This window comes from Sagittula marina (assembly GCF_014196795.1).
Taxonomy (GTDB): Bacteria; Pseudomonadota; Alphaproteobacteria; order Rhodobacterales; family Rhodobacteraceae; genus Sagittula; species Sagittula marina.
On sequence record NZ_JACIEJ010000004.1, the window covers coordinates 386,932 to 402,121 of the forward strand.

The following is a 15,190-nucleotide window of genomic DNA, read 5'->3' on the forward strand; positions in this document are numbered from 1 at the left end:
TACACTCCGCTCAGTTGGAGAAAAGACTGCGGCGCAAGCGGCGCGGCATGATGGGTGCGGCAAGGGCCGCCAAGAAGGTCAATCCGCCGCGTTTTATGTCCGTAAAGAAGCCGACAGGGCTGGTCGCCACTCCGGCCAGCGCCATCCGCAGGGATTGCAGAGGCGGCGCATCCGTTCGCAAAGCGCGTCTGGCAATATAGCGCAGGTGGATGGCTTCGGACCGACGGTCGACCGGGAAACCCATGCGCGCTGCGGTTGCCAAGGCAGTCTCCCTCCCGATGCGCATCGCGTCGAGGTTGGCCGACAGACCTGTCGGCGAGGTCCGGTAGTGCACCAGAATTTCATCCAGCCCCAAGAACCGGCCTCCGGAGCCGGTCACTCTGATCAGCCATTCCAGATCTTCGTTGTGCACCATGGTCACATCGAACCCGCCGCTTTCAATGAAAGTCCGTCGAGTGACCGCGACATTGGACATCGTGCAGACCGGGTTTTCGCCCAGCAGTGTCTGGACCGACAGAGGACCGTCGCAGACCTGCGAAGTCGACCGCGATCCCTTGCCGTCAAAGAAGGCGACACGGGCATAGACGCCGTCCACATCGGGCCGGGCAAAGGTCTGATGCATCAGCGCCAGCTTTTGCGGGTACCAAAGATCATCAGCGTCGCAAAACGCGATCACCTTTCCACGAGACCGCATCGCGGCATGGTTCCGGGCAGAGCTTGGCCCCTGGCCTGGGTTGCGCATCACCTTGAAGCGCGAATCTTTTGCGGTGCGGGCCACAGCCAGTGCCCATGTCGCATCTGTCGACCCGTCGTCTATTATGAGAGCTTCCCAATCAACGAAGGTCTGCGATGCAATGCTATCGAGCGTGTCATTGAGCGTTTCGGCGGCGTTGAAGCACGGGATGACAATCGAGAAATACGGCATATCAAACGACCTTTGCGGAGGTGTGGGACGGGTAAGCGATACGGAGGATGGGAAGCGCGGCCAACATTTGTCCGACCGTCGCAATGCACAGATAGCCCCAGGCGACCGCGACAAGTCCATGAGGGGCAAGCAGCGCGGTGTTCAGGATCAGTGCGATCGTGATCGCTGCGGTGACGGCAAATTCGCGCTGCGGACGGTTCCTGACCCGCAAGAACTGCGCGGAGGCCGACCAGATGACGCCGGGGATCGCCGCCAGACACAGGATTGAGACCACAGCGGCCAGATGTGCCCAGTCTGCCCCGAACAGGATCGGCACGTAAACCGGTGCGGCAAGGGCTTGCAGCACTACGACAGGCGCGATGACCGTGACCGACAGCGCGAGCGCGCGGCGCAGGGCAGGCAATGGGTCCGATGCGGCACAAAGGTGAGGAAACAGTGCCACCGACAGGGCTTGTGAGAAAGAGTTGGACAGACCGAGCCCGGCATTGAAGGCCATGAAATAGAGGCCGAGTGCCTCGGGGCCCATCAGAAGACCGATGACAATCTTGTCAGCCTGAAGGCGCATGACCTTGACCAGCTCAACGGCAAGCACGGCCCACCCATAGTCCACAAAGGGGCGAAGGGACGCGGCAGAAACAGTCGCATCGTGGCGCCAGCTTTGAAGGCGGCGCATCGCGATCAGCCAGATCGGGGCAGCCAGAAGACGGGGGAGCACAAGCGCAACCGGCCCGGGGGCAATGAAGGCCAGTATCGCGGTCGCGACGTTTGCGCCCACCACCTGACCGCCTGCAATCGCAGCCGTCTGGCGCATCTTTCCGGCCCGCATGGCCAGGGCGCATTGCACCAGTCCCGCCGGCATGAACAGGTATTCGCCTGCGAGGATCGCAATCAACACGAAATAAAGGGCGTTGCCGGTCATGAACCAGACCGCAAAGCCCGCGATCAGCTGGATCGCACACAGCCCGAGACACCAGAGCCAGAAGATCGACTGCGCCCTGCGGCAGGTGGCCGCCAGGTCTTCGTCGCGCGCAGCTATGATCCGCTGGCCGACGCCGTTCTCTGTCAGCGCCTTCAGGATGTCGGCTGCGGCAAGCGCCCCGGCCGCGACACCGATTGCCGCGGCATCCATAGTGCGGGCGACCGCCACGACCACGACCAGCCGGGACGCTTTTGCCGCCATCTCGGACAGGCAGTAGGCGGCAAGACTGTGGGCAAAACTGCCCTTGTGGCTGGTTCGGGACATGACGGTCACTCCTGATGCGCCCGGATTGGGGTGCGGACTTGGGCGCCCTTTTGTTTTAACTCGGGAAAACAACATGCGCCCGCGCCCCACGGGACAGTGCAGCGGCGCAACGGTTCAGGAACATATCCATTCGGATGGAGGGGCAACCCGATCGCAATCATGGACGGATCGACACATCACGGGTTAGTCTCTCAGCCAAGAATAATGCAGAATGCTGGAGCAGATCTTGTCGATGATCGGGATGAAATCAGGGGCCAGCAGCTTGGCCCTCATGGTCCTCGTGGCCTGCTCTGCCCCGCAGAAAGCCGCCAACCTTGAGCCGGTTTCGACGGGCACAGCCTATCAGGCGCAATATCGGGATATCGATGTCAGCCGCACTGCGGCCGCATTTTTAACGTCCCCTTCGATGAATGCTGCAAAGTGCCGGCCCGCGATCGGCGGCGACCGCAATCAGAAGTTCGGGTCCGGTGCGCCGTCGTCTCTGCGCGGCGAATTGCTCTCGCGCGGGGACTTGGTGGCATTCCGGCTACCAGAAGACGAAACGTTCTCAGGCGACTATGTGGTCTCGCGCGACGGCACGATCAAACTGCCGTACATCAATCCGATTTCCGCCGCTGGCCGAAGTCCGTCCCAGGTTGCCGCGTCGATCAAGCAAGCCCTGCTGAACGACGGTCACTATGACGATGTTCCGCTGATCTCTCTTCTCGTGAAGGACTTTGCTCCGGTCCGGGTTGCCGTGTCAGGCGCCGTCTTTGAGGTCAGGCCAACCGACATCGGGGGCATTCAGGGCGATATGGTAGACGGCCGTCGGCAGGCCGCCCTTGGTGCCTCAACCGAGAACCGCAATCTCTCGGCTGCGATCCGGAATGCTGGCGGGGTCCGTCCCGATGCGGATCTGTCCGCCGTCCGGCTGACCCGCGCCGGGCGCAACTACACAATTGATCTGCGCGGTGTGATACGCGGCGAACATTTCGACGATGTCATGCTGATCACCGGCGACGAAGTCCACATCCCGTCACGCCAGTGCTTTCAAGACGATCTGATGAAACCAAGCCCCATCAGCCCGCCCGGCATCTCACTTTACCTCTCGAACCTGACCCAGCCCGCGACCGGAAATGCGCCGTCGGCCATCGGCCAGACAGTGCGCGAAGTGCCCTATGGCACGCGCTTCATGCAGGCCGTGGTGGATGCCAACTGTGTCGGCGGCGCCCGCGCTACCAGCGCGGACCGGTCTGCAGCTCTTTTCTCTCGCAATCCAATCACGCAGGTGTCTGCCGTGATAGAACGCAAGGTTGAAGTCATGCGCGCCCGCGCGGATCGCGATGACTATGACCCCTACCTTCTGCCGGGCGATGCGATCGCCTGCTATGACAGTGGGGTCACCAATATTGCCGAGATCGGCCGTGTTCTGGGCGTCGTCGGGGCCGTTACGCTGATCCCGTGACGCTGGTTTCAATCTCGGCTCAGGTCTGAAATCTGCATCCGTGTCTCCTGCCAGAGAGGCGCAAGTGCGGCCAGCCTCTCCGGTGCGATATCTTCGCCTCGCTTCAACATTGTCTCTATCTCGGCCAGCGCGGCCCGCAGCCCGCTGGCGCCGAAGGTGCCGCAGTTTCCGGCGCAGGCATGAACCTGAGCCTGCAAGGCGTCTCTCGGCAGGTCGTCCGAGACGATGGACTGGATTGTCTCGTCCGTTTCGACCAAGAAACGCGCGAGGATTTCGTCCCGTTCGCCGCTGGGTAGTCCAGCCAGAAGTGTGCTCAGTTGATGTCCGTCAAGTCTCGTATCAGGGGAACCTGAGTGGCTCGGGGCAGACAGCGGTGTCGCGCCTTCCGTGATCACGGCCAAGACCGAGAGCAGCGCCGCGCGGTCCAGCGGTTTACTGACCGTGGTCGTCATCCCGGCGGCACTGAATTCTTCAACCTCTTCGGGCAAGGCATGAGCCGTGACTGCGATGATAGGGCAATCCGCGGATGGGCCACTGCCTGCCCGGATTCTTCGGGTCGCTTCGATGCCATCCATGACCGGCATGGAGATATCCATCAGGATGGCGTCAAAAGCCCGGTTGTTGGCCCATTCGACACCCGCCTGACCATCGACGGCTTCGACAACCCTGTGACCATCGGCCTCCAACATTTGTCGCGCGACGAAGCGGTTCATTTCGTTGTCTTCCACGAGCAGTAGATCCAGCTTGCGACGTGGGGCCACCAACTGGTTGAACTCAAAGAGAGGTTGGACAGAAACCGGACCTGCGGCAGCGATGGGAATCCGCAACCAAAAGAGCGACCCATCCCCGAACTCGCTTTCGGCCCCGATTTCGCCCCCCATGAGGCTGGTCAGGCGCTTGGCGATGCCCAGCCCCAGTCCGGTCCCGCCGGCCTGACGGGCATAGGTGGAATCCAACGTCTCGAAATCGTTGAATATGCGGCTGAGGTCTTCTTCTTTGATCCCGATCCCGGTGTCCGTCACCCGAAACTCCAGGCTTTCGCCATCTGGCAGGCATTCCACCTCGATCTCGACCTCGCCGCCTTTCGTGAACTTGATCGCATTGCCCACGAGGTTCAGCAGGACCTGCCTCAGGCGTCTGGCATCGCCCACAGCCGCGTCATGCTGCTGTCCGAGCCAGTGCCACGACAGGGTGTTTCCGTTAGCTTCCGCCAGGGGTGCGGCCGTTTCGACAACGCCGTCCAGAACCCCGCTGACCCTGAAATTCTGCCGTGTCGCCTCCATCTTGCCGGCTTCGAACTTCGATAGATCGAGCACGTCATCCACAAGTCCAAGCAAAAGCCGCCCGGACCCTTCCATCCTGTCCAACAGGTCCGTCTGGCGTTCATTGAGGCTATGGTCGCGCAGCAATTGCATCGACCCCAGCAGGCCGTTGAGCGGAGTGCGCATCTCGTGGCTCATGATCGCGAGGAACTCAGCCTTTGCACGCTCACCGGCCAGCGCGCGATCGCGGGCGATGGTCAGATTGGTCTCGGCCTCTTTCCTGTCCGAAATGTCCCGCAGGAAGAGCACCAATCGCGTTCCGTTCGGTTCGGCTGCGACTGACAGCTCTGCCGCGAACCGACGGCCATTCCGGTCCACTGCGACTGTCTCGAAATGTCTGGCCATCGCTCCGGGTATATCGTTGCTTCGCAAACAGGAGAGTGGCCCGGAAATCAGGTCGGAGCGGCTTTCTTCGGGAAAGAGATTTGAGACCACCTCTGCCCCGATCGCCTCTCGCGCGGGGCAACCGAACAGTGCCTCTGCTTCGGGGTTGAAGTCCAGAATGGCTCCGGCACGGTTGGTCACGACAATCGCATCCGGCGCGGCCCCGACGATCATGCGCGTCCGCTCGCTCGCGTTGACCACGTCATCGGCGCGGGATTCGGCCAGACGGTGCAGCCGCGACAGCAGGTAGGCAAACAGGATAAGCCCGCCAAAGATCAGTCCAAGCACGACAGCGAGGGCCGCGAGCGTGCCGACCAGACCCGCGCGCCGGGCGTCCGAGGCTTCGGCAAACCCGAACAATCCGGCCAGCGACATAGACCGGACGTCTGCAAGAACCGTTGAGGCTTCGGCCCCGAGCCGAGGCAGCGCCTGTGTCAGTTCCGCATCCGGGGCATCAATCACATCGACCGCGCGGTCCAGAAAGGCGGTAACATTTTCAAGGTGCTGCGTGAACTCCGGGTCGTCGCGCACATCCTGATAGACCATGCCCCTGTCGAGGGTCGAAATCCGACTGTAAAAGATATTGAACCTGCGCCGTATACGGGAAAGGTCACCGGTCTCCCCATCCGCCTGCGCAATTGCCAGCTGGAACCGGGCGAATTCGACATCGGCCTGAGAGAGGCTCCACTGCACGTTGTCCGAGTTGGCGCGCGAGAGCTGATCGATCTCTCGCAGGATGAAAAGGGCCATGCCCGCAACAAGGGCTGCACAAAGGACAAAAGCGGCGACAGCCGATCCTGTCCGGAACCGCGTTCGCCGCTTTTCTCGCGCTCTGTCGGGGGCAAGCCCAAGGGGTGGGGTCATAGGTGTCTCACTCAAGAACTTTAATACGGTCGAGTTGCCAGATGCTTCGCGAATAGATCACTTCGCTCTGGTATGCGTCGTTGTCGTCGTAGGGGTAGATGATCCATAGGGGCCCCTTGTCACGCACCGACATCGGCGCGCCGTTCTGATGATAGGCGATGATCGGGCCGGTTTCGACCCAGTCAGACGACGGGATCTCGACGGCGTAGTCGTTGATGGCCATCGCGCTCAGACTGCTGCCTTCGGCGCCGAGGCGGTCCATGAGATCTGACAGCAGCACTCCGGTGAAGGTCTGAACGCCGTCTGTCCAGATCGTTTCCGTTTCGTAGGTCACCGTATCCATCGAGGTCAGCATGTCGAGGTCGAAAACGGCTGCATCGTCCCGGTTGGTGGTGGCGATCTCGCCTGTGACGGTGAGGACGACCTCGCTCGCAGGATCACCTAGGCCCGCCGCAAAAGCGCCCGGCGCAAGGGCCGCCAGGGCCACGGCGGCCAGGGATGTCTGAAATCTGGGAAAGCGCATCTCATTCTCCTGCGATGTGTTGTTTTATAATTACAGTCTTTTTTCCGGCCCGTCCCGGACCCGGACGGCGAGGTATTCTATCCAATCGGCTAGGAGCGGCTCAGTAAGCGCCCCTGCCCCCAAGAACGGCACGAAAGGTCATGGTGATCAGGATGATGTTCAGAAGAACCGACCGGGACCGGACATAGGCGATGTCCATGTCGATCATTTTGTCGAACCCGATCTCGGCGCGGCCTGAGACCTGCCATATTCCGGTCAGGCCCGGTTTGCAGACCAGCCGTTCGAGCGCCCGCTCCGGATAAGCGGCAACTTCGGACGGGAGAGCAGGCCGAGGACCGACGATGGACATGTCACCGCGCAGGATGTTCCAGATCTGTGGCAGCTCATCGATGGAATACCGGCGCAGGACACGGCCGAGCTTGGTAATCCGGGGGTCGGTCCTTGACTTGAAACAAACGCCTTCGCGGTCCGACGTGGCCAACAGCTCTGCGCGGCGCGCCTCCGCGTCCAGATACATGGACCGGAATTTCAGCATGCTGAAATGCTGACCATCTTTACCGACACGCGTCTGCCGGAAGAACACCGGACCTTTGCTGTCTAAACGGATTGCGGCCGCCACAAACAGCGCAAAGGGCGAAAGCAGCATCAGGGCCGCACCGGCCAGCAAAATGTCCATGACACGTGCAACGGCATCGCTCTTGTCTTGCCGGGCAAAGGCCGCCCGCGCCGCCCGCGTCAGAAAAGCCAGGTTTCCGATCAGGTACCGGCGCGCCATGCGACGGGGCTCCGACGCCAGCCGCCAGACCCATTCACATCGCGCCCCACGCACCCAAGCAGGCGCACGCCGCACGCGACCGGCAAGAAAGTCGAACAGCGCGCCGACTCCGAGGCAGATCCTGGGGTGCAGACGATGCGCATTTCGGGCGATCCAGAGATCCTGCATAGGCACGCCCGCTGCCACCAGTAGGATGTCCGGTCGGGCAAGATTGACGGCACGAATGGTCGCGACCTCGTCCGCCATACCGTCGTAGCCATCGCGGGTGCCCACAACGCGCAGTCCGGGAATATCCAGGCAAAGCCGGTCGGCCGCGTCTTCCGCAACGCCCGGTCGTGCACCGAGCAGAAAGACGCTGAGGCCCTGTGCCGCCGCTCGTTTCAGCAAGGCGGGGGTAAAGTCCGTGCCGTTGAGGTTTTCCGTCAGCGAAGATCCCGTCATGCGTGCGGACAGCTCGACGCCGATCCCGTCGGGAAGAACCTCGTCAGCAGTCATCAGGGCGTCAGCGTAATCGGCGTCGCCCGCCATGACGTTTCCGCAATGCGCATTGAAAAACGCCACACGGCTACGCCGCCCCGGGGTCAGCAGCCGGTCGATCACAACCTGCGTAGGCTGCGAAACAACATAGAGGCCAAAAAGCTCGATCGTGTCATCGGTTGGCGTGGTGGGCGGACGCTGTACAACGGGAAATGTCGGCAGCTGGGTAAAGTCGGTCTGGTTGGCAAAGGTCATGGGGGCATCCGTTGTTGGCGTGGTTCGCCTATTCGAATGGCCCGTTGTGCGGTGCGTTCTCAACATAACGCTCGGACAGGAGAATGGCCCACGCGGATCGCCTGGAACCTCTTGGGACTGACTTGTGGGACTTCCGGTCAGGAGCGATTTCAATCGGGGCACACCACCTATCCGACCGGATAGGAGCTCTAACCCTACTCTGCTTGGAGTTGCTTAGATTTTATGGTTAAGTGCTGGTAGATGCCCTATGACATCATTGCGGGCGACGTATTGTCCTAAGGAGTATAGAATGACTTTCCAAAGACATACCGCCTTGGATGACCGGGCAACCCAGACGGACCAAAACACGATGCGCATTCTCATTGCCGATGATCACGAACTGCTTCGTGATACACTTATGTTATATATTGGGAACGAACCGGGAATGGTCGCCGAAAGTGTCCAGGATCTGGACGCCGCAGAAGCCCGCATGGCGGCAGGCGAAGAATACGACCTGGTTTTGCTGGATTTCACGATGCCGGGGATGGATGGGCTCGACGGTCTGCGCCGGATCATGGGCATGTCAGGCGATCACCGCGTCGCAATCATCTCTGGAACCGCGCAGCGCGACATTGCGGAAGAGGTGCTGGCAGCCGGTGCCGCCGGGTTCCTGCCCAAGACGCTTTCCGCGAAGTCGCTGGTCAATGCGCTTCGCTTCATGGCGCTTGGCGAACAATACGCCCCGCTTGATTTCATGCGGGCGAGCGAGAATGACCAGCAGAAGCATCCACTTGCGAAACAGCTGTCACAGCGCGAATTCGAGGTGCTCGAAGGGCTGACGCAGGGCAAATCCAACAAGGAAATCGCTCGCGACCTCGATATCAGGGAACCGACGGTGAAGCTGCATGTCAAAACGCTCTATCGCAAGATCGGCGCGTCGAACCGGACGCAGGCGGCCATGATCGCCAAGGAAAAGGGGCTGTTCTGACCTATCCGACCGGGTAGGCGCACCCTTCTTCGGCGCCCATCCCCCACCCGCTGGCGCAAGAGACTTCGGCGCAGGGCACAGGGTAAACCTCCGAGCAAGGAGACCCTGCCATGCCCAGAACGATGCCCAAGCTCAAAATTCCCGCGCTGATCCGTCGGCCCGTCCTCAAGATCACGCCAGCGAGATTGCTGCGCGGCGGTCGGTTGAAAGATACCGGGCGCCTGCCCCGCTATCTCGGCCTTGCGGCCATCGGCGCGGTCTGCATCTGGACCCCGATCGGCACCTACCTGTCCACGGCTCCACTCCGCTTTACGTCAGACCTGTCCCTGATCCTTCCTGGCGCAGGGGCGTCCGCGTCTGTCAACCTGGACCGGATCGGCCAGGCGTCGTCCTTCGCCAGTTCCCCCTATGCGCACACCTCGGTCAGCCCGACGGAAACCTACAAGCGGCTGATCGTTGCAGACCGTATCCTTGGATCAGCGGCCAAGGCCGTCGGCATGGAGACCCGCGACTTTGGCAAGCCACGGATCGAACTGGTAGACCAGACCGGGTTGATCCATGCGTCCATTGTCGGCAATTCGCCCGAGGATGCGCAGGCACGGGGTGACGCCCTTCTTGCGGCTTTCTTCACCGAAATCGAAGCCCTGCGAACCGATGAACTCGACCGCCGCGAACTTGGCGCTGGCGAAGCCATCGAGAGCTATCGCCAATCGGTGCTGGCGACGCGCGAAGAGATTTCTGAACTGCAGAAAAAGACCGGCCTCATTTCGGCCGTTCAGTTCGACGCTCTCGTGGCCGAAACCGACGACCTTGCCCGCAACGCGGACGATCTGGCTGCCGCATTGGGTGAAAAAAGCGAAGCTGTCGCAGCTCTGGCGGAAACCCTCACGAGCACTCCTAAAATGGCGGCGGCTGCGCTGAAGCTGCATGCGGATACGTCTTTCACCGCGCTCATGGACGAGACAGCCGTCCAGGCGACACTCCTGTCAGGGAAATCCGCTCGTTTCGGCGCCAATCATCCCGAGGTCATGGCCGCTCGGGCCAGCCACTTCGCCGCGCAGGACGCGGCGATGGATCGGGCCGAACGCATCACCGGCTTGGACCGCGCCACGTTGTCGACGCTGGATATCTCTCATGTCGGCAGCCGGGCTGGTCTGCTCAGCGATCTGGTCTCGCTCGAGGCTGAACGCTCGGGACTTTCGAACGAATATCAAGGTGCAATTGCCCGGCTCGAAAAGGCGCGCGCACGACAGTTGGCCTTGATTGAACCCGCCGCGCGACTTGAAGACCTGCAAAGGGATTTTTCCGTCGCCGAGGCTGTCTTCGCCTCAGCTATTGCTCGGACCCAGACGAACAAAGCGGATCTCTTTGCCTCCTACCCGCTGGTGCAGGTCCTCGAAGATCCGTCACTGCCATTCGCACCGTCCTCGCCCCGGCGCAAACTGGCGATTGCGGCGGGTATTGCTGCCACGATTTTCATGCTGACCGGTCTTGCTCTGGGCTGGATGCGCCGCTCGCTTGTCGACCGATTGCTGAAACCCGCCGAAGAGCGTGACTTCGACGACCATCTGGTGCCGGCGGAATGACTGAAGTTCACGTCGTCACGCCGACCAATCTGGCGGAAAGCATCGTCATGACGACGTTGCGCTGGACCTGGCCTTTCTACGGACTTGGGGCGCTATATGTCGTCGGCCCGGTTCTCGCATGGCTATTGGCCGGGCTCGCGCTTTTGGTTCTCTACCTCGGCCCTGCGGTCAGAGATGATCTTCGCGCGCGCGGTCCTGTTCCGCCAGTTGTATGGGCTTGGATCATCGGCATGATCGTGATGCTGATCGCTTTGTGGATCGGGCATCTGAACTGGAACCTCGGCACCAAGACAACCATCAAATCCACGATCGGCTGGGCCAAGGGATGGGCGCTTCTGGCGCTTTTCCCGCTGGCCGGAGCCGTACTGCCGATCCGCCGGGACATCCTTACCCGCGGACAATGCGTGGTCGGGGCGTGGACGCTTGCCCTGCTTCCGGTGCTGGCTGTCGCGCCTTACGTCGGCCTGCCGGAAAGCATCTTCACCTCGCCCCTCAAAGCCGTGGGCGGACCTGGCCCGGAATACTTCACGGTCTTCTTCTTCACATGGGACCCCGGCAGCTGGACGCCGCGCTGGCAGTTCTATGCTCCTTGGTCGCCTTTCGCGGCCTTGCTGGGCGTCATCCAGGTTTGTTTCGCTCTGGAAGAGCGCGACCACAAATGGCGCGCCATCGGGATCGCGGCAGGTATGGCAATGATCCTCATGTCCAAGTCTCGTATGGGTCTTGTCGGACTTGTGGCCTGTACCATCGGCCCGAGGTTGCTGCCGCTGGTCCTGAAAGGATGGGCGTGGCAACTGCTGGCCGGGGCGACAGCCTCGCTCGCCGTCGTCGGCCCCGCACTGTCCCAGGCCCTGAAGGATGGCGTATCAGCATTCAAAGGGGCCCGAGCGGACAGCACCCGCGTGCGCGCGACACTCCAGCGTATCGCCGTCGAAAGATGGGAAAGCGAAGCGTGGTGGTTCGGCCATGGCCGCGTGCAACCAGGCCCGCATCTGGTAGAGTTTATGCCGATCGGCAGCCATCATACCTGGTGGGCGTTATTGTTCGTGAAAGGCATGGTCGGCTTTCTTGCGTGGACCATTCCGATTGTGTGGCAGACCGGCCTTGTCTTGGTCGATGCTGCAAAAGGCCCCCGGGGCCGATTACCTCTCGGGATCACCATGACGATCCTCTTGTTGTCGTTCGGGGAAAACGTGGAAATCGAGGCTTATCTGATCTGGCCCGGATTGCTGATGCTTGGCATTCATGCAGCGGAGGTCCGCGAGTCGAATTGAGACAGGCGCAACTCGCAAGAACTGTGCATAGCACAAGACAACTGCAGAATTTGCGAACGCGATGAGCCATCACGCAGGTGATTTGCAACGAGTGGCGGCTTCGGGACGGTTGGTCGCCGTTAAACGCGTCCAATGCCAATTGATCCGCGCCGAATTTGCCGGAGGCTCCAACTCTTGAGTAGGATGGAGCATCATGCGTAAGGCGACGCACAAATTTTCCTCCGAAGTGCGCGAGCGCGCGGTGCGGTTGGTTCTCGACAATGAGGGGCAGCATGGATTGGGCTCGCAGGCAATCATGTCGATTTCCACCAAGATAGGCTGTGCGCAGCCTTCGAACGCGTGGGTCAAGTAGGCCGAGACCGAAAGTGGCAAGCGCGCTGGCGTCGCGACGAACATGGCAGAGAATATGAAGGCGCTGGAGCGGGAGAACCGAGAACTGCACCAAGCCATTGAGATCCTGCGCAAGGCGAGCACATATTTTGCGATGGCGGAGCTCGACCGCCGGTCCAAGTGATGGTTGGGTTCATCCATTGCCAGCAGGCGTTTGCATGCAAACGCCGAGAGGGGCGACCATCGTGGTGAGCATGGAGTCGAGCCGATCTGCAAGAGACTGCTGATCTCCCCTCCCCCCATTATGACCACTTGGCGACGTGGGCCGACCCAGCCCGGCTGTAGGATCGTGTCCGGCGGGACAAGGTGCTGCGCTCCGAGATCGAGCGCGTTTTCGAAGAGAACTGGCGTGTCTATGGGCCGCGCAATGTCTTGCGCCAGCAAGATTGGGAAGGCTTCGCGGTTGTCCGTTGCACGGTGGCGCAAATCCCTTTCGGGGCATCGCCTTGCAATACCCTACCGGCCAGTGGATGAAGGGGATGGGCATTCAGGGCATCATCCGAGGTAAGCCGCACAAGGCGACCATCGCCGACAATAAGGCTCTGTGTCCGTGGGAAAAAGTGAACCGGCCATTCCGCGAGCCTGTACCGCATATGCTTGGGGTCCGCGAATTCACCTGCGTCGCTATTTGGCGAGCGCTCGTCTATGTGGCTTGTGTCATCGACGCCTAAACGGACGGTTTTCGGTTGTCCGACGCTGGATCCTTTGGAGCCGCCGGTCGCGTGGGCCTGAACCGGCGACATGCAAGCGCAGGCAGCTGCCGGTCTCGCCATGCCGCAGGAATGGCCGGGAACGCGCAGCGGTAGTAGCAGGCGGCCCTCGGTACAGGTCCCGGTCTTGGCTCAAACACATGTAGACGCTCACACGGGGCACAAGACGCCGGTTTCAGCTTACACCCTGACGCTGCCCCCAAATGCCTGCGGAGGGCACTTGCGACATTCCAGTGCCGCAAGTACCCCGCGAACCAGATCAGCCCCCGAGTTCTGCCTGCACCAGATTTACCCAGTACGCCACGCCGATAGGCGTCAGTGCATCGTTGAAATCGTACTTCGGCGTATGCACGAAGGCCGCGTCGGGCCCGTCGCCGTTGCCGATCATCACGTAAGCGCCGGGGACCTTTTCCAGCATGAAAGAAAAATCCTCAGACCCGCCTGCCGGCGGTGCCTTGGGGTTCACGGCCTCTGCACCGACCGTTTGCGAGGCTGCGGCGACCGCGTGTTGCACCTCTTCGGCCGAATTGATCAGCGGTGGATACCGTCGGGTATAGATCAGCCGGGCCGTGGCACCATGCGGCGCGGCGCAGCTCTCGGCAAATATCCCGATAGCGTTTTCAAGCATGTCACGGATTTCGGGCTTGTAGGAGCGCGCCGTGCCGCGCACGACGACTTGGGACGGGATAATGTTCGGGCTGTGATAGTCTCCCGCCGCAATGTGCCCGACCGAAATCACCGCGGATTCCGTTGCCGGAACCTTGCGCGAGATGATCTGGGACAATGCCGCGATGAATTGACCAGCGGCGACGGTCGGGTCCGTGGCGGCATGGGGCATCGCCCCGTGGCCGCCAGTGCCCTCGAAGATCACTTCCCAGGTGTCACCTGCCGCCATGAAGGCGCCGGTGCGTGTCTGGACACTGCCGAGCGGTTCTTTCGGGCCGTTGTGAACGCCGTAGACTGCATCGCAGGGGAACAGGTCGAACAGACCGTCCTCGATCATCACACGGGCGCCGCCCAGGCCTTCTTCGGCAGGCTGGAAGATGAAGTGAACCGTGCCAGCGAAATCGGGATCGGCTGCAAGTTTCTCGGCCGCGCCCAGCAGCATGGTGGTGTGACCGTCATGGCCGCATGCGTGCATCTTGCCGGGCACCTCGGAGGCATAGGGCAGACCGGTCTGTTCCTCGATGAACAGCGCGTCCATGTCGGCACGCAGGGCGATGACCCGCTGGCCGGGACGCTTGCCCTTCAGAGTGCCGACGACGCCGGTGCCGCCTAGTCCGCGATGTATCTCGATCCCAATCTCGGTCAGCCGGGCGGCAACGATGTCCGAGGTCCGGTGTTCCTCGAAAGCGGTTTCGGGATGGCGGTGGATGTCTTGACGGAGCTCTGTGAGGCGCGCAATGAAGTCGGTATCGTCGCGCAGGGTATCAGGCGTGATCAGAGGCATTGGTATCTCTTTTGGAGGCCTCGCCCTGCAGATCTGTCAGCCCGCGCGCGCAATGCGCCAGGCCGTGCAGGAAGATGGCAATGATGAAGATCGGCACGGTCACGGCGACAAAGATCGTCGGCATGTCGAAGGTCTCGGCCGTTGTGTAGAAGTTGCGTGCCAGGAAGGATCGGGCCGGGTTCAGGCCGGGTCCGTAGAAGCAGTAGAAAAGGATCGGCCCGAGGAAGGCGACCACCGACGCGCCGCGCAGCAGCGACCCGATGGCCAGCACGGGGCGCGGCAACGTCGTGGGCAGCTTGACAAGGCGCGGGTCGAAACCGGCCCGGAATGAGATTGACGCGCCCAGCAGGCCGACCCAGACCATCGCATAGCGCGCGGCCTCTTCGGTCCAGGCAGGCGGGGCCGAAAACCCGTAGCGTGCGACCACCTGCAAAGCGATGAAGGCCACCATCAGCACCAGGCAGACAAGGGCTATCAGACGCAGAACGTGATCGACACCGGCACTGAGGCGGTCGAGGAAGGTTGCAATGAAAGTCATGTCAGGCTCCGCCGGAAATGAAGGAACACGGGGGCAGGACGCGGACCTGCCCCCGCAAACGTG

General features: G+C 61.6%; 13 protein-coding genes. 6 read left to right on the plus strand and 7 right to left on the minus strand.

Annotated features, from left to right (window positions below):
- Positions 1–10: 10 nt before the first annotated feature.
- Together GGQ68_RS10280 and GGQ68_RS10285 are read right to left on the minus strand one after the other, a co-directional pair.
- Positions 11–925: a glycosyltransferase family 2 protein gene (locus tag GGQ68_RS10280; protein WP_183965642.1), complete on the minus strand. Its 915-nt coding sequence runs from the start codon at positions 923–925 to the stop codon at positions 11–13.
- Position 926: 1 nt separating this feature from the next.
- The gene (locus tag GGQ68_RS10285; protein WP_183965644.1) at positions 927–2,168 is read right to left on the minus strand and encodes an oligosaccharide flippase family protein; all 1,242 of its coding nucleotides are present in this window, start codon (positions 2,166–2,168) and stop codon (positions 927–929) included.
- 211 nt (positions 2,169–2,379) lie between these two features.
- On the opposite strand from GGQ68_RS10285, the gene GGQ68_RS10290 reads away from it, so the two are divergent.
- Positions 2,380–3,612, plus strand: coding sequence for a polysaccharide biosynthesis/export family protein (locus tag GGQ68_RS10290; protein WP_246429322.1), 1,233 nt, complete (start codon positions 2,380–2,382; stop codon positions 3,610–3,612).
- Positions 3,613–3,620: 8 nt separating this feature from the next.
- On the opposite strand, the gene GGQ68_RS10295 is transcribed toward GGQ68_RS10290, so the two are convergent.
- The 3 genes from GGQ68_RS10295 to GGQ68_RS10305 all read right to left on the minus strand — a co-directional run bounded on the left by GGQ68_RS10295 (position 3,621) and on the right by GGQ68_RS10305 (position 8,212).
- Complete coding sequence (locus tag GGQ68_RS10295) at positions 3,621–6,068, minus strand: hybrid sensor histidine kinase/response regulator (protein ID WP_183965646.1); 2,448 nt, start codon at positions 6,066–6,068, stop codon at positions 3,621–3,623.
- 121 nt (positions 6,069–6,189) lie between these two features.
- On the minus strand, positions 6,190–6,705 hold the full coding sequence (locus GGQ68_RS10300; RefSeq protein ID WP_183965648.1) for a putative pterin-binding protein: 516 nt from the start codon (positions 6,703–6,705) through the stop codon (positions 6,190–6,192).
- Positions 6,706–6,805: 100 nt separating this feature from the next.
- Positions 6,806–8,212, minus strand: coding sequence for a WecB/TagA/CpsF family glycosyltransferase (locus GGQ68_RS10305; protein ID WP_183965650.1), 1,407 nt, complete (start codon positions 8,210–8,212; stop codon positions 6,806–6,808).
- 349 nt (positions 8,213–8,561) lie between these two features.
- Between GGQ68_RS10305 and GGQ68_RS10310 the strand changes: the two genes are divergently transcribed.
- The 5 genes from GGQ68_RS10310 to GGQ68_RS10330 all read left to right on the plus strand — a co-directional run bounded on the left by GGQ68_RS10310 (position 8,562) and on the right by GGQ68_RS10330 (position 13,100).
- Positions 8,562–9,179, plus strand: coding sequence for a response regulator (locus GGQ68_RS10310; RefSeq protein ID WP_183965747.1), 618 nt, complete (start codon positions 8,562–8,564; stop codon positions 9,177–9,179).
- Between the two features lie 110 nt (positions 9,180–9,289).
- Positions 9,290–10,765 carry a GumC domain-containing protein gene (locus GGQ68_RS10315; protein WP_183965652.1) on the plus strand — a complete coding sequence of 492 codons (1,476 nt, stop codon included), beginning with the start codon at positions 9,290–9,292 and terminating at the stop codon, positions 10,763–10,765.
- Positions 10,762–12,039: an O-antigen ligase domain-containing protein gene (locus GGQ68_RS10320; protein ID WP_183965655.1), complete on the plus strand. Its 1,278-nt coding sequence runs from the start codon at positions 10,762–10,764 to the stop codon at positions 12,037–12,039. The genes GGQ68_RS10315 and GGQ68_RS10320 overlap by 4 nt, the downstream gene beginning before the upstream one ends.
- Before the next feature lie 193 nt (positions 12,040–12,232).
- Entirely contained in the window at positions 12,233–12,391 is a 159-nt protein-coding gene (locus GGQ68_RS10325; protein WP_183965657.1) for a hypothetical protein, read from the plus strand.
- 484 nt (positions 12,392–12,875) lie between these two features.
- Positions 12,876–13,100: a hypothetical protein gene (locus GGQ68_RS10330; protein ID WP_183965659.1), complete on the plus strand. Its 225-nt coding sequence runs from the start codon at positions 12,876–12,878 to the stop codon at positions 13,098–13,100.
- A gap of 298 nt (positions 13,101–13,398) precedes the next feature.
- On the opposite strand, the gene GGQ68_RS10335 is transcribed toward GGQ68_RS10330, so the two are convergent.
- Positions 13,399–14,589, minus strand: coding sequence for a M20 aminoacylase family protein (locus GGQ68_RS10335; protein ID WP_183965661.1), 1,191 nt, complete (start codon positions 14,587–14,589; stop codon positions 13,399–13,401).
- Positions 14,570–15,127, minus strand: coding sequence for a TRAP transporter small permease (locus GGQ68_RS10340; protein ID WP_183965663.1), 558 nt, complete (start codon positions 15,125–15,127; stop codon positions 14,570–14,572). The genes GGQ68_RS10335 and GGQ68_RS10340 overlap by 20 nt, the downstream gene beginning before the upstream one ends.
- Positions 15,128–15,190: the final 63 nt, after the last annotated feature.